Source organism: Streptomyces sp. NPDC001709, assembly GCF_053596375.1.
This window is the reverse complement of the sequence record NZ_JBSFGB010000026.1, coordinates 103971-122891: the sequence shown is the minus strand read 5'-3', so window position 1 is coordinate 122891 and position 18921 is coordinate 103971. Positions and strand designations below refer to the sequence as shown.

The window sequence follows — 18921 nt, the reverse complement described above, 5'->3', positions numbered from 1 at the left end:
CCCGGAGCGGACATATGCTGCGAAATGCCGTCCCGAAGGGAGTGCCCATGGCCGACGTCCAGCCCAGTACGGAGGAGCTGACGCTCCAGCCCCTCGCCTTCGACCACCTGGCCGCCGTCCTCGATCTCGGCCACCGGGTGTACGACACCGACGCCATGCCCTACACCGGCTGGTCGCTGTCGGCCGTCGCCGGGCATCTGGACGCGCCGGACTCCGCCTGTCTGGTGATGCTGGACGGCGACCGGGTGGCCGGGTTCGTGCTCGGTTCGCTGTCCTTCGAGCAGCGCGCCGACTGGGGCTATCTGGAGTGGATCGCGGTCGACCCCGCCTATCAGGGGCGCGGGGTGGCGTCGCGGCTGGTGAAGGAGTGCTGTGCTCGGCTGGCCGCCGCCGGGGCGGTGTGCGTGGTCACGGACGTGGAGCGGCGCAACACGGCCTCTGCCGAGCTGATGCGCCGCAACGGCTTCGCGGAGGAGGCCACGGTCAGCCTCTTCGTACGGCCGCTCGCCGGGAGCGGCGGCCCGGGCCGGGCCCGTGAGTCCTCCGCGCCGCGCCGCCACCTCACCCGGGCGGCGGCCGAACGGGTGCGCTGAACACGCGGCCGGGGTGCCCGGACGCCGCTGCCGGGAATCAGTCCCCGCCTCGCGCATGGGCGTCCAACGCCTCGGCGGCGGTGCGCAGTTGCTCCGCCGCCGTGCTGCACGCGGCGGCCTGCCGCTCCAGGGTGGGGCGGCTCCACTCGGGCGCCGCGGGGCAGCCGCTCAGTGTGGCCGCGGTGGCGAGCAGCCGACGGGCATAGCCGTCCATGAGGTCGGCGTCGGCCCGCAAGGTGCCGGCGTGCGCGAGGAGTTCACCGGCCGGGGCCGTGGTCACTCGGGGGGACTCGGTCACCATGGCGGCTCCCACTCGACGGCATAGGCGGTACGGGGCGTTCAGCGCGGCAGGACGGCGCCGGCACTGCGGTGGAGCATGAACTGGGGGCAGGTGAGCAGGAACAGGGGCCGGGCCGTGTCGATGCCGAGCCGGCGCAGCTGTCCGGCGAGGGGTTCGGCGGCCGCGGTGCCGAGTCGCAGCCGGACGCCGGTGCCGGGGTGCAGCCGCAGCCTGCCGTGAGCCCGGACCAGGGTGCGTACGGAGCCGTCGCCCTTGCGGCCGTACTGGATCCAGTCGGCCTCCGGGCAGCGCAGGCCCGGTCCGGGCCGGCCCTCGACGGTGAGCCCGAGATCCCCGGACCGGACGCCGATCTCGCGGCCCATCAGGTCGGCCTCGGCGGTCGTCCGCATCGCGGGCTGCCCCCAGACCTCCCGGGCGACCACGCGGGCCTCCTCGCTGGTGACGGCCAGGGAGAGGACGTAACGGCCGGTGCGGCGCAGGTCGACGCGGCGCAGCAGGTCCACGGCGGCGTCGTACGGACGGGGCCGCCACAGGTCGTCGACCAGGACGGACAGGGCGATCTCGGTGTACGGGCCGATCGTGGTGCAGCGGTGCTCGTACAGCGACAGTACGGCGAGGGCCCGCCGGCCCAGCCGGGGCGGGGTCAGCCAGGCGGCGTCGGGCAGCAGTGCGCGTGCCGCGTCGGCGGGGACGGGGTAGCAGAGGTGGGCGGCGGAGGAGTCGTAGTAGCGCACCGGCACGTCGACCGGGCCGACCGTGGTGGGGACCGAGGTGGTGGGCAGGGTGAGGAAGGGGTGGCCCTCGGGCGGGTGGGCGCGGTCCTTGAGCTGGTAGGCCTGGGTGCGCACGATCTGGCCCCGGTAGGGCGTGAGCGCCTCGTCGACGTCCTTGCGGGCCTCGGGAACCACCGTGCGCAGGTGCTCGATGTACTCGCGGAGCATGTGGCACAGCGGGAACTCGTGGGTGGGGCCGGTGTAATGGGCCTCGTACCGGTTCGTGTGCGGGTCGAGGGCGGCGGGCGCGCCCCGGCCGTCCAGGACGGGCACGATGTCGTGCCGGTTGGTGATGCCGCCGACCCAGGTGCGGGGGTCGGCGGGCTTCCCGTTGCCGACCGGGGAGCCGACGGTGACGACGTGGGTGACCCGGTAGGTGCGGCAGAACTCCTCGTCTTGGGCGAGGTTCATCATCGCGATCCCGCCCTCGCCGTGCCCGATCAGCGCGAGCTCTGCGCCGCGCGGGATGCCGTAGTCCGCCAGGGCGAGCAGGACCGCGCGGGTGTGCGGCGAGTCGGCGGTGAACAGGTTGCGCCAGGCGGCGACGAAGTCCTGCGGGGAGTCGTTGCGGGGGCGGCCCGGTGCCATGCCGGGCGCCTGCACGACATAGCGGACGACACCGTCGGGGCCGCGTACGTTCTGTACGAGGATCCGCCCGCCGGTGGACAGCACCTCGATGTTGCGCAGGAATCCGAGGAACGAGCCCTCGATGGCGATGAACTGCTTCTCCTGGTCGGTCAGGTCGACGGCCTCGGCGACGCCCTCACCGGCAGCGAGCGGCCGGCCGGCCCCGCCGTTCTCGGAGGCCTCGTCCAACAGGGCGCGGATGGCGAGGAGTTCGGCCATCAGCGGCGCGAGCCCGGACAGGGCGCGCTGGGCTCCCTGGTCGCGCAACAGCGCGCGCAGGGCCCGTACGGCCGCCGGGTCACGGGCTGCGGTGACCGCCTCCGTCAGCCGCCGCATGCCCGGGTCGCGTGCGAACTCGGGGCGGCCGACCAGCACGGCGGCGATCCCGAGGCGCAGCGAGGTGACGGCGACCAGCGCGGCCAGGCTCTCCCGGCCGGGCGCCGCACCGGTCGCGCCGAGCACCTGACGCATGCCCTTCGGCGCGGTGATCACCGAGCGGCCGAGGCCCCGCCGGTTCCTCAGGGTCCGCAGCAGCGCCCACCGGGCGGCGAGGCCGGTACGGGGACGACGGTACACGGAGCCGGTCAGGGGCGAGGCGAACAGCGCGGTGCGGGTGCGCTCGGACACCGCGTGGATGCCCTCGGCGATGTCCAGCACGTCCCGCGCGCACCGGCGCAGCAGTTCTTGGACGTCCTGACCGTGCGGCCCGCCGATCGCAGGCCGTCCGAGTGCGTGGCTGTCCGGCGCGGATCGTCCCGGTGCGTGGCCGTCCGCTCGCATCCGACGCTCCCTCGCTCGACGACGTACGAGACACATGACAGGGCTCAGCCGCGCCGCAAGGGCGCGGCCCCGGTCCCATCGTCGGCCAGGGTCACCGGGCCCGCACCTTCATCCGTCCAGGTAGAGGACGCCGTCCGGACGCTCAGGCGCCCGGGAAGTAGCGCGTGAAGGGGGCGGTGTTGACGGCGAACATGCCGGTGAAGGTCTGGTTCAGCTGGTAGACCAGCAGCACGGTGAAGGTGATGAGCGCGGTCAGGCCCATCACCATCACCACATGGGTGAAACTGCGTTTCACCCCGAACATGAACATGAAGGCCACGGTGAGCACGCCGCCGACGATCAGCCCGAACCACAGCACGGGTGACAGCGTGTCACCCACGTCCGCCTCCCGGCCGCGCCGGGCGTCGTCCAGGGTGCTCAGCTGAGCGAGGGTCTCCTGGAGCGTGGCCTGCTGGGTGGGGCCGGCGTCGGCGGGCACCTGGCCCGCCACCCGGACCTGGTCCAGCAGATCCCAGCCCGTCCGCCCGGGCGGCTGCCCGTTCTGCATCGCGGGCCACTCGGCGGACACGACGTGGTGCACATACGCGTCGACGGCGCTGCGGGTCCGTTCGCCCTGCGGGGCCGGAAGTCCGGCGGACAGCAGACTGATCTGGTGGGCGGCGCCCGCCTCGACCTGCACATGTCCCTCGGCACTGGACCGGGTCTGCCAGACGGACACCATCGCCAGGCCGAGGACGAGGGCGTAGAGCACACCGACCATCATGGAGATGTACTCGGCCACGTCCTCGCGCGGTTCCTCGTCCGAGACGGGCGGCCAGTAGCGATGCCGGATCACCACGATCCCTGCGGCGACCATGGCGATCCCCAGAACGACGGCGAAGGTCTCGATCATCGGCTCGGGCTCCCAATTGCGTTGTCGGTGGCTGGCGGTGTTTTGGGGGCGTTCAGGATGGCGTTCGGGGTGATGTGTGGGGGCGGGGGCAGGGGCAGAGGCGGGGGCAGGGGCGGGGCATCACGAGCCGATGCGCCGCGATCCGAGGAGGGCGGCAGCGAGAGCGGCGGGGATCAGCAGGAGGAACAGGACGACGAGCAGCCCCAGCCCCGTCGGTCCACCGCCCGGCCGAATGAAGCGGGCCAGGATGGAGCTGTTGCGCCGGGGGCGGGGCGGGGTGCGCGGCGTTTCACTCGGCGGCAGGCCTGGGGTGGTCGATTGGCCGCCGGTGGACTGACCTCCCGTGGACTGGCCGCCTGTTGTCTGGCCTCCGGTGGATTGACCTCCGGTGGATTGACCTCCGGTGGACTGACCGCCAGTCGTCTGGCCCCCGGTGGACTGACCGCCCGTGGATTGGCCACCCGTCGTCTGGCCTCCCGTGGATTGCCCGCCCGTCGCCTGGCCTCCGGTGGACTGACCACCGGTCGCTTCGCCGCCAGTGGCCCCGCCGGCCCCGCCGCCGGTTCCGCCCTGACCGGCCGCGGTGCCGGAGCCGCCTCCAGCGGCGGCACCGCCGGTCGACGCACCTCCTGCCCCAGCCGCCGCAGCTCCGCCGCCGACCGCTCCTCCCCCGGTCGCGGCGCCCGCTCCGGCTGCCGTACCCCCTCCGGCTGTTGCTCCCGCCGCCGCTCCTCCTCCCGCGCCCGCGGCAGCGCCTGCGGCGGCTCCCGTCCCGGCGGTCGTACCAGCGGCGGCTCCCGTCCCGGCGGTCGTACCGGCGGCGGCTCCCGTCCCGGCTGCCGTGCCGGTGCCAGTGCCAGCCGCCGTCCCCGCGGCAGTCCCGGTACCGGCCGCCGTACCCATACCAGCTGTCGTCCCCGCCGCCGTACCCATACCGGCTGTCGCCCCTGCCGCCGCACCCACACCGGCCGTCGTCCCTGCCGCCGCACCCACACCGGCCGTCGTCCCTGCCGCCGCACCCACACCGGCCGTCGCCCCCGCCGCCGCACCCACACCGGCCGTCGTCCCCGCCGCCGCGCCGGGAGCGGGCGCTCCGGCGGTGGGCGCGGGGGCGGGTGCTGCGATTCCCGGCGGTGGCAGGGGTGGGGGCGGTGGGAACACGACGCCGGGGGGTACGGGCAGGACCGGAGGCGGCAGGGTGGGAGCGGTGGCCGGCGGCGCGGGCACGGTCGTGACCGGCGGTTCCTCGGGAATCGGTCCGGGGGGAGGCGCAGGGGCCGGGGGCAAGGGCACCGGCGGGGGGACCTCGTGCACCGTGAAGGACCCGGTCGCCTGTGCGGTGAGCCAAGGCGGTGGCTCCAGGCATCCGTCGGGCAGCAGCGTGCTGATGCGGTCGGATCCTGTCACCTGACCTTCGCTGAAGTATGTGCCCGGAGGCCGCTCCACCGTGGCGACGCACCTCGCCGTCTCGCCGGGGTCCAGGCTCGGGACCGTGTCGCCGCCCGCCGGGCAGTAGATGCCGGACGGATCGAGCACCGGATCGGTGAGACGGAGGTCGAACGCCGTGCGGTTGCCGGTGTTCGAGACGTCGTAGTAGATGGTGACGTGACCACCTGCGACACCTGGGCCCGGCATCCCGGCTGCGGTCACGACCGTCTCCGACAGCGCCAGTTGCCCGGCGACACCGGCGTACCCGGAGGGGGCGACGGCCTGGGACTCCATGCCGAGGGAGGGGATGTGGCCGACGGCCGTGACGTCGGCGGTCCGAACACCCTCGACGGCGGTGGCCCGCGCGGTGCAGGTGGTCGTGCTGAGGCCGGGCAGCACGGTCACCTGGTCGCCTCCGCCGGGGCAACGGATCAGGGGGCCCGGCATCTCCGGATCGGTGACCCGGACGTCGTGCAGGTCGGCCCCGGTACGGTTGATCAGCCGATACGTCTTCACGAGCGGGTCGCCGACGCGGATGCCGGGGCGGGTCGCCTCGGTGCCGGGTCTGGTGTCGACGGCGACTTCCAGGGCGAGCCCGTTGCTGCCGGCGCCGTCGGCGACGGCACGGTCCGCGGGGCCGCCGGCCACGACAAGGAGCAACGCCAGCGTCGCGGCCAGGCGTGATCCGGAGGCGCGCGAGCACCTCCCTAATTTCCCTATGAACATATAAACAGGACTAACAGAGCCTTCTGCGGGCGAGCTTCGACCCACGCCGGTCACGGCGGGTGACGTACGAAGATCACTCCGGTGGCCGCCCGTGGGCCCACCGGCGCTCAACCGGCGCTCATACGCCGGGCATCAGCCCCGCCGCGACCGTGGCCCCGAGCTCCCAGCACGCCTCCGTATCGGCCTTGCCGGGCTCTCCGGTGACGGTCACCGCGTCGGCCGCCCGGCGCCAGCCGAGGCCGGTGGTGATGGCCTCGATGGCACGGACGGCACCGGTGACGTCGTTGCCGCCGTGCACGTAGTAACCGAACGGCCGGCCCCGCGTCTCGTCCAGGCAGGGGTAGTAGATCTGGTCGAAGAAATGCTTCAGAGCGCCGGACATGTAGCCGAGGTTCGCCGGCGTGCCGAGCAGATAGCCGTCGGCTTCCAGCACGTCGTGGGCGGTCGCGGACAGGGCGGCGCGGCGGACGACGCGGACGCCCTCGATCTCCGGTGTCGTCGCGCCGGAGACGACGGCCTCGAACAGCGCCTGGCAGTTGGGCGACGGGGTGTGATGGACGATCAGCAAGGTAGGCACACCCGCACCCTGCCGTGCGTCCGCGGCGCCTCGCAAACGGCGGGCTCGCGCAGACGGTCCCGGACACCGGTCGCGCTGCGACCGCGCTCCTGCGGGCCGACGGCGGTCGGCTGGTCACCGAGTGGCTGCCGGAGATCACCTTGTCCCGGCGAAACCGGAGGTGCCCGATCCGCCGGCGGGCGTCACCGTGCGGCCCTTCCGGCCCAGTGCCGGGCCACGACGAGGGAGCACCGGCGCGCTCGCGCTGTACGACTGACCGGAGGTCGGCGCCGGACTGCGCGGGAGCCTGTGCGGGACATTGCGTTCGGCGCTGTCAGTGCCCTCGGTTACAGTGGCGCCCCTGAACAGGAGGGGAGCAGGAAGTGCAGGTCAGGGTGGGATCCGTGTGGGGCAGAGGGGCCGTGGCGGTGGCGCTTGCGGCGGTGCTCGGCGGGTGCGCGGGCTCGGCGCACAGCGACGGGAAGAACGCCTCCAGCGCGTCTCCGACCGCCAAAGGCGCGGGGGGCAAGGGCGAGGGGGCCAAGGGGACGGCGACGGCGAGCGGCGGTTCGATCGGCGCGGCCGGTTCGGCGTGCCCACTGCCCGTCCGCTTCGACATCGCCAAGGACTGGAAGGCCAAGGCGATCGACGCGGAGGTGGAGTTGTCGAAGGGCTCGAAGGGCTCCGACGGCGACCTGAGCGGGGCACTCGCCGACTCCTTCCTGCGCCAGGGGCCGGTCACCACCGCCTGTGAGATCGACGCCAAGCCGGCTGGTTACATCGGCTTCCTGCGGGTGTGGACCGGGTTGCCGGGCAAAGCCGACGCGGGCAGCGTGCTGCGGGAGTTCGTCGCCGCGGAGGACAACGTCAGCAAGGAGAAGTACCGCTCCGTCCGGACCGGCGGCGGGCTCAACGGCGTGGAGGTGGAGTACGTCTACACCAGCAAGCTCCTGGACGAGACCAAGAAGGAGACCGCCCTCGCGGTCAGCACGCCCGACGGCCCGGTCGTCCTGCACCTCGGCGGCATGGACACGGAGGAGCACGAGGCGATGCGGCCCGCGTACGAACTCGCCAAGCAGACACTCAAGTTGACCTGAGCGTGCCCGGCGGGCGCTTGTGTGACCGATCCGCGCGGGAGGCCCCCTCCGTGAAGTAGGCCTCCCGCGGGACACGGCCGGGTGCTGCGGGCGCCGGCCGTCAGTAGCGGAGGCGCCTGGCCCAGAGCAGCATGATCAGGCCCGACATCGCGAGCAGGGTGCCCAGGGCCGCGGGCCACAGATGCGCCCCGGTCTGCGCGAGTGCGCCCTGGGTGCCCTGCGGTTGGGGTTGCGCGGTGGCGGGCGGGACGGATCCGGCGGCGGTGGCCTGGGCGGGTGCGGACTGGGTGGGCGTGGGCGGTGCCGATTGGGTGGGCTTGCCCTGCCGGGAGGGACGGTCCGGCTTGGTCGTGCGATCCGGCTTGGTCGTGCGGTCCGGGCTGCTCGTGCGGTCCGGCCCGGTGGTGTGGTCCGGTCCGGTGGTGTGGTGCTGCTTGGTGGTGCGGCCCGGTGTGATCGTCGCGTCGGTCCTCGGTTCCTCGGCGGGCCGGGAAGCCGAAGGTGCCGGTCCGGAGGTGGCGGTGGCGGTGTCGCCGGGCTGCTCCGTCGTGTCGTCGCCCGGGGTGGCCGTCGTACCGGAGCCGGAACTCGCCGTGGGCGCCGGCGTCGTACCGGAATCGTCGCTGCCCCGGCCGCAGGTGCGGCCGGAGTTGATGCAGTCGACCATCTCGCGCATCAGGCCCTCGTCGAAGACGTTGATGAAGTCGCCGTGGTCGGTGACGGGCTTGTGCAGTTGCTCGGGGAAGGAGTCGACGGCGAAGAGCGGGACCGTACGGCCGCCGTCCTGGAGGCTCGGCGCCTTGACGTCGTAGACGATGCGCTGGACCAGCTGCGGAATGGCGCTGAAGCCGGCCGGGCAGGAGCCGTCGGGGGCGGTGAAGGCCACGTGGGTACGGTGGTTGGCGCTGTCGATGTTGCGGCCGTCCCAGCAGCTCTGGAACCGGAAGCTGCGCACCACGTCGCTGCCCGGCGGGCAGATCGGGTACTTGTCCTTCAGCTGCCGGTCCTCGTAACCGGTGCAGCTCCAGGACGCGTTGGCGTTGCCGGGCCCGTTCACGAAGGCCTTGGCGTCGCCGGTGATGATGCGCAGCAGGCGGGGCATGGCGGTGACCTTGCCGCGCGGGTTGCCCACGAAGGTCAGCGTGACCAGCTTGGGTGTGACGATCTGGCCCGCGTTGCCCTCCGTACCGCCGCCCGGGGATCCGGCGTCGCGTTCCTGGGTGCCGTTCTGCAGGCGCAGCACCGGCCAGTAGTAGGAGGACTTGTCACCCTGGTCGACACAGCTCGTCCCGGCCTTCGCCAGGTCGTCGTCGCTCGCGAAGGCGTTGTTGCCCTGGTTGCCGACATAGTCGTGGAAGTGGTGGGCGCCGTTGGAGACGCCGGGAGCGACGATGACGTTGTCGGAGTTGAACAGGCCGTTCGCGTTGACACCGCAGGCGGAGGTGAAGCTGCCGCGCGAGGCGTCCGCCTGCTGGGGCGGGTGGGGCACATCGGGCTGTACGGAGGTGATGTCCGCGTAGTCGGAGACCACAGGTCCGTTGCCGCCCTGGCCGGCGCCATTCTGCTGCCCACCCTGGCTGGGGGTGGCGGTGGCTTGCGTACCGTCGCCGGTGGCGGTGGCGGTGGCCTGGCCGCCGGTGCCCGTGGCCGTGCCCGTGCCGTCGGTGCCGGGGCGCAGGGTGCAGGCGGCCAGGGCGTCCAGGCCCTGCGGGCGCTCCCCCGCCCGGCCGATGGCGTCGGCTATCCGACCGATCGCCGCGGCGCGCTGTTCCTTCAGCGGGTTCATGATCGTGTCGTCGACGGAGCCGGTGTTCTGGCCGGCGCCCTGCCCGGACTGCTGGAGCTGACGGTAGGCCGTCGCCGTCTGCCGGTCGAGCAGGGCGAGTTCGCGGTCCACGTCGGTTCGGGCCCCGTCCGGTACCGCGGTCAGCCGGCTGCCGAGGTCGGGGCAGTCGATCGTGGCCATGCCCGCGGAGAGGACGTGTCCGGTTCCGTTCGTGGCGGATCCGTCGCCCCAGCCCTCGCTCGCCGAGGCGTAGACGTTCGCCACGACGAGGCCGCCTCCGCCCAGCATCAGGGCGACCGCTGCGAGGGTCGTGCGTCGTGCGCGGGTCGGGCGTCTGCGCTTGTTGCGTACCAAGGTCGTCCCCTGTGTTGTCTGTGCACCGGTCGGGCATGGAGCTCCCCGGCTTCATACGGAGGGCGGCACCGATGTGTTCAACGGAATCTCGAATTCACCGGGATCTCACAGGAAAATGCGGACGCCTCCTTTTCCCCTTCGAACGTAGCCACGAACATCACAAATACGTATCGGACATTTCACGCCTCAACCTTCACACGAGGTACACACGTTGGCTAGGTTGACGCGAGGCCGCCCGGTACTCGACGGAGTCCGGACGAGACGGCCCAACTGCCCTGCGGGGCAAGGAAGGAGCGTGTCTTCCATGGCGCCGGAGAGCCGGGACGAGGTTGCACAGCGGGACGAGGTCCGACAGCGGATCGACTCCCTCTACGACCGGGCCGAGAACGAGACCGGGAACTACAACGCGACCCGGGCCATGGCCTCGGTGACGCGCTCGCGGGGCGTTCCGCTGGCCAAGCGGTCGGGCCGGCGGCCTGATCCCGCACTCGACGAGGTCGCCCGGCAGTGGTTCGACGTGGCACGCGCCAAACTCGGCCCGACCGTCCCCGCCGCACTGCCCGCCGACCGGCTCCCCGACCGCCCGGCGGCTCCGGGACGCTCCGGGGACCGGATGGGCCGCGGCCTGCCGGGCGCCGCACCGGACGCCCTGGGCCGGGGTCCGTCCGCTCGCCGCCCCGAGGCCCTGGAGCGGGCCGTCGACCGCGTGGTGGCCGAGCTGACGGCCGGGCGGGCGACGGACCCGGAAAGCCTGGCCCGGGCCGCCCGCGAAAGCGGACGCGCGGCACTGCCCAGCCCACGGCGCCCCGAACTGCCCAGTGGGGATGGGGGGTTCGCCGGTCCGAGCGGAGAGGGTGCGCCAGACGGAAGCGGCACGCAACCGGCACTGCCCGGCCCAGCGGCCCTGGCAGGCACCGAGCCCTGGGCAGCACCGGTCGGCCTCGCGCCGACGGAGCCTGGTCTCGCCCCGACGGATCCGGTCGGTCTCGCCCCGACAGATCCGTTCGGTCTCGCCCCGACAGATCCGTTCGGTCTCGCCCCGATGGAGCCGGTCGGCTTCGCTCCGGCGAATCCCGTCGGCCTCGCTCCGACGAATCCGGTCAGCCCGGCCCCAGCGAATCCCGGCAGCCTCACACCGGCGGATCCCCTCGGCCTCGCCACAGCGAATCCCGTCACCCTCACACCGGCGAATCCGGTCAACCCCGCACCGGCGGATCCCGTCGGCCTCGCCCCAGCGGACCCCCTCGGCCTCGCCACAGTGAATCCCGGCAGCCCCGGACCAGCGAATCCCGGCAGCCTGGCACCGGCGGATCCCGTCGGCCTCGCACCGGCGGATCCCCTCGGCCTCGCCACAGTGAATCCCGGCAGCCTCACACCGACGAATCCGGTCAGCCCCGCACCAGCGGATCCCCTCGGCTTCACACCGGCGAATCCCGGCAGCCTCACCCCAGCGGCTCCCCTCGGCTTCGCCCCAGCGGCTCCCCGCGGCCTCACACCGGTGGAGCCGATCAGTCTCACCCCGGCCGATCCGGTGGGCCTTGGTGCCGTCGAGACGTCCGCCCTCCCGGTGGCAGCACCGTCCGCCACCGAGGGCGCCCCGGTTCAGGGAGCGAGGGCACTTCCCGGCACCGCCGTGCCGGGCCGGCCCTCCCCCACCGTGTCCAAGGCGAACAACCAGCGCAAGCTCGCCGCCGCGAGCGACGTGATCTCCCGGTACACCGCCCAACTCGTCGCATCTGCCGCGACCGTTCAGCCCATGGCCGTCACGACGCCACCGCCCGAGACCGTCACGGCCGCACCGCCCATGCCCGTCACGGCCGCACCACCCGCGCCCGGCGTAGCCGCCGCACCGCCCATGGCCGTCGCGACCATGCCGACCTCACCGGTCACCACAGCCGTACCGCCCTCGGCAGTCGCGGTCACGCCGACCTCACCCGTCACCCCAGCCGTACCATCCGTGCCCGTCCCGGCCATGCCCGCCTCGCCCATCACGACGGCCGCAGCACCCACAGCCGTCACGCCCATGCCGCCCGCGACCGCCCCGGGCCCACCGCCCGCACCCATCACGCCCGCACAGCCCGCTCCCGTGCAGGCCGCCGCGGGCCCCGGAACCGGTCAGTGGCAGCAGCCGCAGTCGGCGGCGACCGGTGCGGTGGTGTCCGGGATGCCGGCCGTGGAAGCCTGGCCCGCCGGCGTGACCGCCGTCGCCGACACCGGTTCGCTCACGCCCGTGCCCGAGTCGCGGGCCGCCAAGGCCATCGCGTTCGCCCGGGCGCAGATCGGGAAGCCGTGTGTGTGGGGTGCGACCGGGCCGGACTCGTACGACTGCTCCAGCCTCACCCAGGCCGCCTGGAAGGCCGCCGGGGTCACCCTGCCACGGGCCGCGCACCAGCAGGCGCTCGCCGGTGCCCCGGTCACGCTCGCCGGGCTCGAGCCCGGTGATCTCGTCCTCTTCTTCGACGACGACCGGCACGTGGGTCTCCATGTCGGTGGCGGCATGATGGTGCACGCGCCGGGCCCGGGGTCGTCGATACGCGAGGAGTCGATCTACGGCGCCGGGGAGTCGGCGATCCACCGGATCGTGCGGCCCGCCTGAGCGGACGGGAGGAGAGCCGAGCGTCAGTCGTGGCGCCGGTATGCGCGCCGGCTCGCGTAGTGGTCGAGCAGGGTCTCCTCCAACGGGCGGTAGGTGAGGCCCAGTTCGTGGATGCTGCGGCTGTTGTCGACGCGGAAGCGGATGCCGAGGTGCTTGCGGATGTAGTCCTGGGTGAGGCCGAAGGAGGGGCCCAGGATGCGCACCGGCCAGTGCGGAAGCCTGGTGCGCGGCAGCCGGAGGTCACGGGGGTGGCGGGCGAGGACGACGCGGGCCATCTCCTGGAACGACGTCATGGTCTCGGCGGCCACGATGTAACGCCCTTTCGCCGCCGGGTTCTCGGCGGCGGCGATGTGGGCGTCGGCCACGTCCCGGACGTCCGCCGTGGTGAAGCTGAAGTCCGGGGCGCCGTAGCAGAAGTAGCCCTTGAACAGCTCGTCGAGCAGGAAGAGGCTGCCGGAGTCGGACGCGGGCGTGAACGAAGGCCCCAGGATCAGCCCGGGGTTGACCGACACCATGCGCCAGCGGTCCTGCGCCGCCTCGGCCTCCCACGCGGCGCGTTCCGCCAGGGTCTTGGCGTAGTGGTAGGGGTTGTTCTCCACGGTGCTGGTGGTGTTGAAGTAGCGCTCGGACAGCACCTGGCCGTCCATCGCCAGGACGTCGGCGTAGTCACCGAAGATCGCGCCCACCGTCGAGGTGAACACGAGGGTCCGGACCTCCGGGGTCCGCTCGATCGCCGCCAGTACATTGTGGGTGCCCAGCAGTGCCGGGTCCACGACGTCCCGCCGGCCGTCCGTGATCCGCTCCGGCATCAGAAACGGCGAGGCCACATGGAAGACGACCGCGCAGTCGCGGAACGCGGCGTCGAAGGTGCCGTCCCTCAGCAGGTCGGCCTCGAACAGCTCCAGCCGGCCGGGGAACGCTTCCTGCAGCTCCCACAGCGGGCGGGCCTTCGGCGCGTCGGCCCTGTTGCGTATGGTGGCGTGGACCCGGTAGCCGCGCTCCAGCAGCCGTCGTACGAGATGGCTGCCGACGAAACCGCTGGCGCCCGTCACCGCCACCGTCGTCCCCGTGTGTCCGCCCACCCTCGCCCTCCCCTTGCCTCCCGTCCGAGCTTTCTCCCGTCCGAGGACAGGGTCGGTCTCCAGCCGCCCCAGGGGAACACCCCGGACCACAGGACGTTCCATAAAAGGTCACTGGGGAGGTCATAAGATCCTCTTATGGGGTCATAGACCGGACCCGCGTACCAACTTAGGTCTGCCTTAGTTTAGGCTTCCCGATCGAGTCGCCCATTCACGCTCGAAGGGAACCTGATCATGCCGCGCCCCCTGCGGGTAGCCATCGTCGGAGCCGGCCCCGCCGGGATCTACGCCGCCGACGCCCTGCTCAAGTCCGAGGTGGCCGCCGAACCCGGCGTGTCCATCGACCTCTTCGAGCGGATGCCCGCCCCGTTCGGCCTGATCCGGTACGGCGTCGCCCCCGACCACCCGCGCATCAAGGGCATCATCACCGCCCTTCACCAGGTCCTCGACAAGCCGCAGATCCGTCTGTTCGGCAACGTCGACTACCCGACCGACATCAGCCTGGACGACCTGCGTGCCTTCTACGACGCGGTGATCTTCTCCACCGGCGCGATGGCCGACCGCGAGCTGTCGATCCCGGGCATCGACCTGGACGGCTCCTACGGCGCCGCCGACTTCGTCTCCTGGTACGACGGCCACCCGGACGTGCCGCGCACCTGGCCGCTCGAGGCCGAGAAGGTCGCCGTGCTCGGCGTCGGCAACGTCGCGCTGGACGTGGCCCGCATCCTCGCGAAGACCGCGGACGAGCTGCTGCCGACCGAGATCCCGCCGAACGTCTACGACGGCCTGAAGGCCAACAAGGCCCTGGAGATACACGTCTTCGGCCGCCGCGGCCCCGCCCAGGCCAAGTTCAGCCCGATGGAGCTGCGCGAGCTGGACCACTCGCCGAACATCGAGGTCATCGTCGACCCCGAGGACATCGACTACGACGAGGGCTCGATCGAGACCCGGCGCGGCAACAAGCAGGCCGACATGGTCGCCAAGACCCTGGAGAACTGGGCGATCCGCGATGCCGGCGACCGGCCGCACAAGCTGTTCCTGCACTTCTTCGAGTCCCCCACGGAGATCCTCGGCGAGGACGGCAGGGTCGTCGGCCTGCGCACGGAGCGCACCGCCCTCGACGGCACCGGCAACGTCAAGGGCACCGGCGAGTTCAAGGACTGGGACGTCACCGCGGTCTACCGCGCGGTCGGCTACCTCTCCGAGAAGCTGCCCAAGCTTCCCTGGGACATCGACTCGGGCACCGTCCCGGACGAGGGCGGCCGGGTCATCGAGGAGGGCGGCGCCCCGCTGCAGTCCACGTACGTCACCGGCTGGATCCGGCGCGGCCCCGTCGGTCTGATCGGCCACACCAAGGGCGACGCCAACGAGACCGTCGCCAACCTGCTGGACGACTACGCGAACGGCAGGCTGCACACCCCGGCCTCGCCCGCCCCGGAGGCCGTGGACGCCTTCCTCGCCGAGCGCGAGGTCCGCTTCACCACCTGGGAGGGCTGGTACAAGCTGGACGCCGCCGAGCGCGCCCTGGGCGAGCCGCAGGGCCGTGAGCGCGTGAAGCTCGTCGAGCGCGAGGACATGCTGCGGGAGAGCGGGGCGTAAGTCCGCGATCCCCGGGGCTCAGAGGGGCCGGTGCCATAGCGCCGGCCCCTCGCTCCGTTCACGCCGTGGCGGCCGCACGCGCGAACAGTTCATGCAGCGGCACCGGCGGCAGCAGGCGGACGAACGGGCCGTACAGGCCCTTCCCGGCCCGCGAGGCCGGATGGCCGGCCAACTTGCCGCCCTCCAACGGCAGATGGGGTACCTCCAGGGGGCTTCGCCGAGCGCACGGTCTCCTCGCCGACGAGGACGGCCTGTGCGGCGGCCACCGCGCGGTCGCCGCTGAAGACGGTCAGGCGTGCCAGCGCCTCCTCGATACCGTCCAGGGCGGTGGCTGTGGGCCGGTCGAGCAGCGTGGCCGGCTCGGTAGTGGCGCCCTCAGGGATGCGCACCGGGGTACCCGCGGCCCGCAGGCGGGGCGCGAACCGGGCGACGATCTCGAAGAGTTCGGCGGACATGGGCCGGCGCATCACGCCGCCAGGGCGTCGGGACCGCCTTGCCGCGCGCGGCGCCGAGGACGTGTCCCAGCACGCTGGCGTCCTCGGCCGTGCCGAGCCTGCAACGCGGGCGCAGGCCCGGATGCGGCGGGCGAGACCGGCCGGGAGTTCACCCGGCGAGGCGGCCCACACGGTGAGGACGCGGACGTACTCCTCGTGTGCCTCGGCGGGCGGCAGCTGCCCGGCCGGCCGGCGTTGACGCACGCTGGGTTCCTTGACGGGCAGGGCTCCGCGGGCCGCGTACAGCGAGGGGCGGACCCGCCGCCGCAGCTGGTCGAGGCGGCGGCTCAGCGTGGCGCGAGCTCTCGACGGCCGGCCACCATGAGGACCACGGTCAGCAGGGCGAGCACGGCGGTCTGGGCGAGGGCACCGCCGGTGTACCACGCGGCTTCGGGCAGCCCGAGCCACGGGTAGAGGGCCGCGATCCGCACCGCCAGGAGGAGCAGGCCGAGCACGGCGAGGGCGAGGGCGCCGCCGGGCGCGACCCCGTCGGTGCGGCGGGCGCGCCACAGCAGCCAGCCGAGGGCACCGACGACGAAGCCGTTGGCCGGTCCCCACACCAGATCGGAGGCGGGGGGCAGCAGCACCTGGGACGCGCCCGTCACCACGCAGGCCGCCATGAAGACCAGACCGGGAGTCCCGGCGGGCAGCCGGGCCGGTGGTGCGTCACGGTGGTGGGCGGCGCACAGCGCGAGGGCGGGCAGCCAGGCGAGAAGCGCCAGCGTCACGACGAACGCCGGCTCCGAGATGATCATCTCCCCCGTCAGCGCGCGCAGCAGCGGCCACAGGCTGGGCAGCGCGGCCACCACCGCGCCGATCCGGGCGAGGCGGCGGCGGTCGTACAGGAGGGCGAAGTAGGCGACCGTCCAGCCGAGCGGCAGGATCCACAGGGCCACCGCGACCGTCCCGGAGAGGATCCCGTGGCCGGTGAAGTCCGAGAGGAACAGCCGCCGTTCCGCACCGCCCCGGGTGAACGACCAGGTCATCTGCAGGACCGGCTCGACGACGGCGGAGGCCGCCAGGAGCAGGACGGAGGCCAGCGCGAACAGCCGGGCGCCCGATCCGAGCAGGACATAGGGACGCGGCGCACCGGCGGCGCCGAGGCGGCTGCGCACCGCCAGGGCGGCGATGCTCGCCACCTCGCCGAGCGTGGGCCGGCTCTGGTCCTGTGCGTCGCGGTCGAGATCGCCCAGGTACGTCTCGACCATCTCCTCCTCCCGTTCGCGCCGGTAATAGGCGGGCAGCAGGCGCAGAACGGTGCGGTAGCGGGCCTCCAGCAGCGTGGTCATGCGTAGCCTCCCGCGAGTCCGGGTGCGGTGGGGGGTTCGAGTCCGGCCTGGCCTGCGGCGGCGGGGCGGGCGGGGGCGCCGGCCCGGCGGCCCTCGGCGATGCGCCGCTTGGCCGCCCCGGCACCGGCGGCCATCCGCTCGGCCTCCGCGTCCAGGGCCGCCACTCCGTCGTCCGTGAGCCGGTAGTAGCGGCGCAGCCGGCCCTGCTGGACCTCTTCCCGGTCCAGCACGATCAGGCCGTCCGCGGTGAGCCGGTCCAGCACTCCGTACAGCGTGCCGACGCGCAGCTGGATCTCTCCGCCGGACAGTTCCTCTATCTCGCGCAGGATGCCGTAACCGTGCCGAGGCTGGTCGGCGAGCGCCGTCAGGACGAAGAACGCCTGTCGGGTCATGCCCTTTGCTGTCATACGGCCAGGATATATCGGCCGCCGATATATATCGAGCGCGCAGTGAGGACCTCGCCCTCACACGCCTGCGGGGTGAACGGGGTCCGCCCCTAAGCGGATGGATGAGCGGACCCCGTTCGCCGGACCATTGTGGGCGGCGTACGAGGGCGCGACCACATGTGAACCGGGGCCACCCGACGCGTGCCCCGCGCGCCCCGGGTGGACGGCGCGCGTCCCGTGCGCGGGGGCGTACGGGCGCCGCCACGCGCCACCTCCCGGCCCCGGACCACGGGACGCCCGGGCGAGCGGTGATACTGGAAGGTGCACCTGCCCCCATCAGCAGATTGGCCCATGTCGAACTCCGCCGCCGACCGCGCCACCTTCCCGCAGACCCTCTGGGCGACCCGTGGCCGCCACACCGGCCCCGTCCCCGAGGAGGTCGTCCGTCGCACACTGCGCCGGCACAAAGAGAGCGGGGACATCGACGACTTCGCCGAGCCCGCCGTACCCGAGGACTCGACGCGTCGGGTCTTCGAGGCGCGCTGGCGGGCCGGCGGCACGGTGACCGTGCGGGCCCGGCTCACCCTCGTGGCGCGCGAGGGCCGGCCGCAGGAGCATGAGTGGCGGCTCGTCGCGGAGGCGGAGCGCGCCTGGGACGAGGCCTGGCCCTCGCCCGCGACGCTGTTCTGGCCCGAGGGCGGCGCCGGCGAGGACGGCTCCTGGGATCACCACGCCACGGTCGCCGGGCTGCGCTTGCGGCAGGTCAACGCGCTGCCCGCCGACGACAAGGAGATGCGGCGCAGACTGCGGGACGCGGCGCGCGAGGCGTGGTGCGTCAACGTCGTCGTGCACGAGGCGATGACCCCGGACGAGCAGGGCCGGCTGCCCCTGGCGCGGCTGCTGCCGCCGGGCCTCAGGCACCGGATGGTGGAGCACCGGGCCGCGCCGCACCAGTTCCGTGCCGTCAACTGGGCGCTGAAGGACCTCGGCGTCGAGGTGCCGCGCGGCGGAGCGGTGCTGCTGCCTCCGGAACCTGCTCCGGAGGGCTACGACGGCCGGGAGCACAGCGTGCGCAGCGTCTTCCTGGACGGTTCCGAGCCCGCCGAACTGCTCGCGGCCCTGCGTCACTTCGTCGCCCTGCCCCGTCCGCTGCCGCGGGAGGTGGAGGAGGCGCTGGCCGACCTGCGGGACAACTGGACCCTGATGACCCTCCAGGAGGAGCTGGAGCGCGAACGGCAGCTGGTCGCCAGGTACGCCGAGGCGCTGGAGGCGATGACCAAGTCCCGTGACCTGTACAAGCAGGCCGCCGAGCAGGCCCTGGAGGCCCTGGCCGCCTACCGTGACGTCCCCGCTCCCGCGTCCGGCCTGCCGCAGCAGCGGCCCGGGTCGCAGACGCCGGGCGCGCTGCAGCAGCTGTCGCGGACGTTCGAGCGGCTGAAGTTCACGCCCAAGGGCCGGCGACAGCAGGCGCCCGCGGCGGGGAGCGACGGTGCTCAGAGCGCCGACGGAACGGACCGGTCGTCGTAGTAGAGCCCGGACGGGGGCCGGATGGAGCCCGGATGGAG

The 18921-nt window shown here is 73.1% G+C and carries 15 protein-coding genes; 5 read left to right on the top strand and 10 right to left on the bottom strand.

Annotation, left to right across the window (positions count from 1 at the left end):
• The first annotated feature begins 47 nt into the window (after positions 1 to 47).
• A complete protein-coding gene (locus tag ACWC0C_RS32230) occupies positions 48 to 593 on the top strand; it encodes an N-acetyltransferase family protein (RefSeq protein ID WP_449194078.1) in 546 nt (181 codons plus the stop codon).
• A gap of 37 nt (positions 594 to 630) precedes the next feature.
• On the opposite strand, the gene ACWC0C_RS32225 is transcribed toward ACWC0C_RS32230, so the two are convergent.
• From ACWC0C_RS32225 to ACWC0C_RS32205, 5 genes are all read right to left on the bottom strand, one after another.
• A complete protein-coding gene (locus ACWC0C_RS32225) occupies positions 631 to 894 on the bottom strand; it encodes a hypothetical protein (protein WP_450867591.1) in 264 nt (87 codons plus the stop codon).
• A gap of 38 nt (positions 895 to 932) precedes the next feature.
• Positions 933 to 3074 carry an acetoacetate decarboxylase family protein gene (locus ACWC0C_RS32220; protein ID WP_450867590.1) on the bottom strand — a complete coding sequence of 714 codons (2142 nt, stop codon included), beginning with the start codon at positions 3072 to 3074 and terminating at the stop codon, positions 933 to 935.
• 142 nt (positions 3075 to 3216) lie between these two features.
• Positions 3217 to 3966 (bottom strand): bestrophin-like domain, encoded by a 750-nt coding sequence (locus ACWC0C_RS32215; RefSeq protein WP_449194075.1) that lies wholly within the window; start codon positions 3964 to 3966, stop codon positions 3217 to 3219.
• Positions 3967 to 4086: 120 nt separating this feature from the next.
• A complete protein-coding gene (locus ACWC0C_RS32210; protein WP_450867588.1) occupies positions 4087 to 6042 on the bottom strand; it encodes a hypothetical protein in 1956 nt (651 codons plus the stop codon).
• A gap of 196 nt (positions 6043 to 6238) precedes the next feature.
• Positions 6239 to 6697: a flavodoxin family protein gene (locus ACWC0C_RS32205; RefSeq protein ID WP_450867587.1), complete on the bottom strand. Its 459-nt coding sequence runs from the start codon at positions 6695 to 6697 to the stop codon at positions 6239 to 6241.
• Positions 6698 to 7059: 362 nt separating this feature from the next.
• Between ACWC0C_RS32205 and ACWC0C_RS32200 the strand changes: the two genes are divergently transcribed.
• A complete protein-coding gene (locus ACWC0C_RS32200) occupies positions 7060 to 7773 on the top strand; it encodes a lipoprotein (RefSeq protein WP_450867585.1) in 714 nt (237 codons plus the stop codon).
• A gap of 100 nt (positions 7774 to 7873) precedes the next feature.
• Here ACWC0C_RS32200 and ACWC0C_RS32195 read toward each other — a convergent pair whose 3' ends face one another.
• A complete protein-coding gene (locus ACWC0C_RS32195; RefSeq protein WP_450867628.1) occupies positions 7874 to 9847 on the bottom strand; it encodes a DUF1996 domain-containing protein in 1974 nt (657 codons plus the stop codon).
• Positions 9848 to 10217: 370 nt separating this feature from the next.
• Between ACWC0C_RS32195 and ACWC0C_RS32190 the strand changes: the two genes are divergently transcribed.
• Positions 10218 to 12509: an NlpC/P60 family protein gene (locus ACWC0C_RS32190; protein WP_450867583.1), complete on the top strand. Its 2292-nt coding sequence runs from the start codon at positions 10218 to 10220 to the stop codon at positions 12507 to 12509.
• A 23-nt stretch (positions 12510 to 12532) separates the two neighbouring features.
• Here ACWC0C_RS32190 and ACWC0C_RS32185 read toward each other — a convergent pair whose 3' ends face one another.
• Positions 12533 to 13591 (bottom strand): NAD-dependent epimerase/dehydratase family protein, encoded by a 1059-nt coding sequence (locus ACWC0C_RS32185; RefSeq protein ID WP_450867582.1) that lies wholly within the window; start codon positions 13589 to 13591, stop codon positions 12533 to 12535.
• Between the two features lie 231 nt (positions 13592 to 13822).
• Between ACWC0C_RS32185 and ACWC0C_RS32180 the strand changes: the two genes are divergently transcribed.
• Positions 13823 to 15187: an FAD-dependent oxidoreductase gene (locus ACWC0C_RS32180; RefSeq protein WP_450867580.1), complete on the top strand. Its 1365-nt coding sequence runs from the start codon at positions 13823 to 13825 to the stop codon at positions 15185 to 15187.
• Between the two features lie 89 nt (positions 15188 to 15276).
• On the opposite strand, the gene ACWC0C_RS32175 is transcribed toward ACWC0C_RS32180, so the two are convergent.
• The 3 genes from ACWC0C_RS32175 to ACWC0C_RS32165 form a co-directional block, all read right to left on the bottom strand.
• Complete coding sequence (locus ACWC0C_RS32175; protein ID WP_450867579.1) at positions 15277 to 15885, bottom strand: hypothetical protein; 609 nt, start codon at positions 15883 to 15885, stop codon at positions 15277 to 15279.
• Between the two features lie 83 nt (positions 15886 to 15968).
• A complete protein-coding gene (locus ACWC0C_RS32170) occupies positions 15969 to 16970 on the bottom strand; it encodes a hypothetical protein (protein ID WP_450867578.1) in 1002 nt (333 codons plus the stop codon).
• On the bottom strand, positions 16967 to 17362 hold the full coding sequence (locus ACWC0C_RS32165) for a PadR family transcriptional regulator (protein WP_449194262.1): 396 nt from the start codon (positions 17360 to 17362) through the stop codon (positions 16967 to 16969). Before ACWC0C_RS32165 ends, ACWC0C_RS32170 begins: the two co-directional genes overlap by 4 nt.
• 345 nt (positions 17363 to 17707) lie before the next feature.
• Between ACWC0C_RS32165 and ACWC0C_RS32160 the strand changes: the two genes are divergently transcribed.
• Positions 17708 to 18883: a hypothetical protein gene (locus tag ACWC0C_RS32160; RefSeq protein ID WP_450867576.1), complete on the top strand. Its 1176-nt coding sequence runs from the start codon at positions 17708 to 17710 to the stop codon at positions 18881 to 18883.
• The last annotated feature ends 38 nt before the right edge of the window (positions 18884 to 18921 follow it).

Coding starts and splice junctions, on each gene's coding strand:
- ACWC0C_RS32170 (WP_450867578.1), bottom strand. CDS start 16,970: ATGACCACGCTGCTGGAGGCCCGCTACCGCACCGTTCTGCGCCTGCTG.
- ACWC0C_RS32225 (WP_450867591.1), bottom strand. CDS start 894: ATGGTGACCGAGTCCCCCCGAGTGACCACGGCCCCGGCCGGTGAACTC.
- ACWC0C_RS32190 (WP_450867583.1), top strand. CDS start 10,218: ATGGCGCCGGAGAGCCGGGACGAGGTTGCACAGCGGGACGAGGTCCGA.
- ACWC0C_RS32230 (WP_449194078.1), top strand. CDS start 48: ATGGCCGACGTCCAGCCCAGTACGGAGGAGCTGACGCTCCAGCCCCTC.
- ACWC0C_RS32195 (WP_450867628.1), bottom strand. CDS start 9,847: ATGCTGGGCGGAGGCGGCCTCGTCGTGGCGAACGTCTACGCCTCGGCG.
- ACWC0C_RS32160 (WP_450867576.1), top strand. CDS start 17,708: ATGTCGAACTCCGCCGCCGACCGCGCCACCTTCCCGCAGACCCTCTGG.
- ACWC0C_RS32165 (WP_449194262.1), bottom strand. CDS start 17,362: ATGACCCGACAGGCGTTCTTCGTCCTGACGGCGCTCGCCGACCAGCCT.
- ACWC0C_RS32180 (WP_450867580.1), top strand. CDS start 13,823: ATGCCGCGCCCCCTGCGGGTAGCCATCGTCGGAGCCGGCCCCGCCGGG.
- ACWC0C_RS32215 (WP_449194075.1), bottom strand. CDS start 3,966: ATGATCGAGACCTTCGCCGTCGTTCTGGGGATCGCCATGGTCGCCGCA.
- ACWC0C_RS32220 (WP_450867590.1), bottom strand. CDS start 3,074: ATGCGAGCGGACGGCCACGCACCGGGACGATCCGCGCCGGACAGCCAC.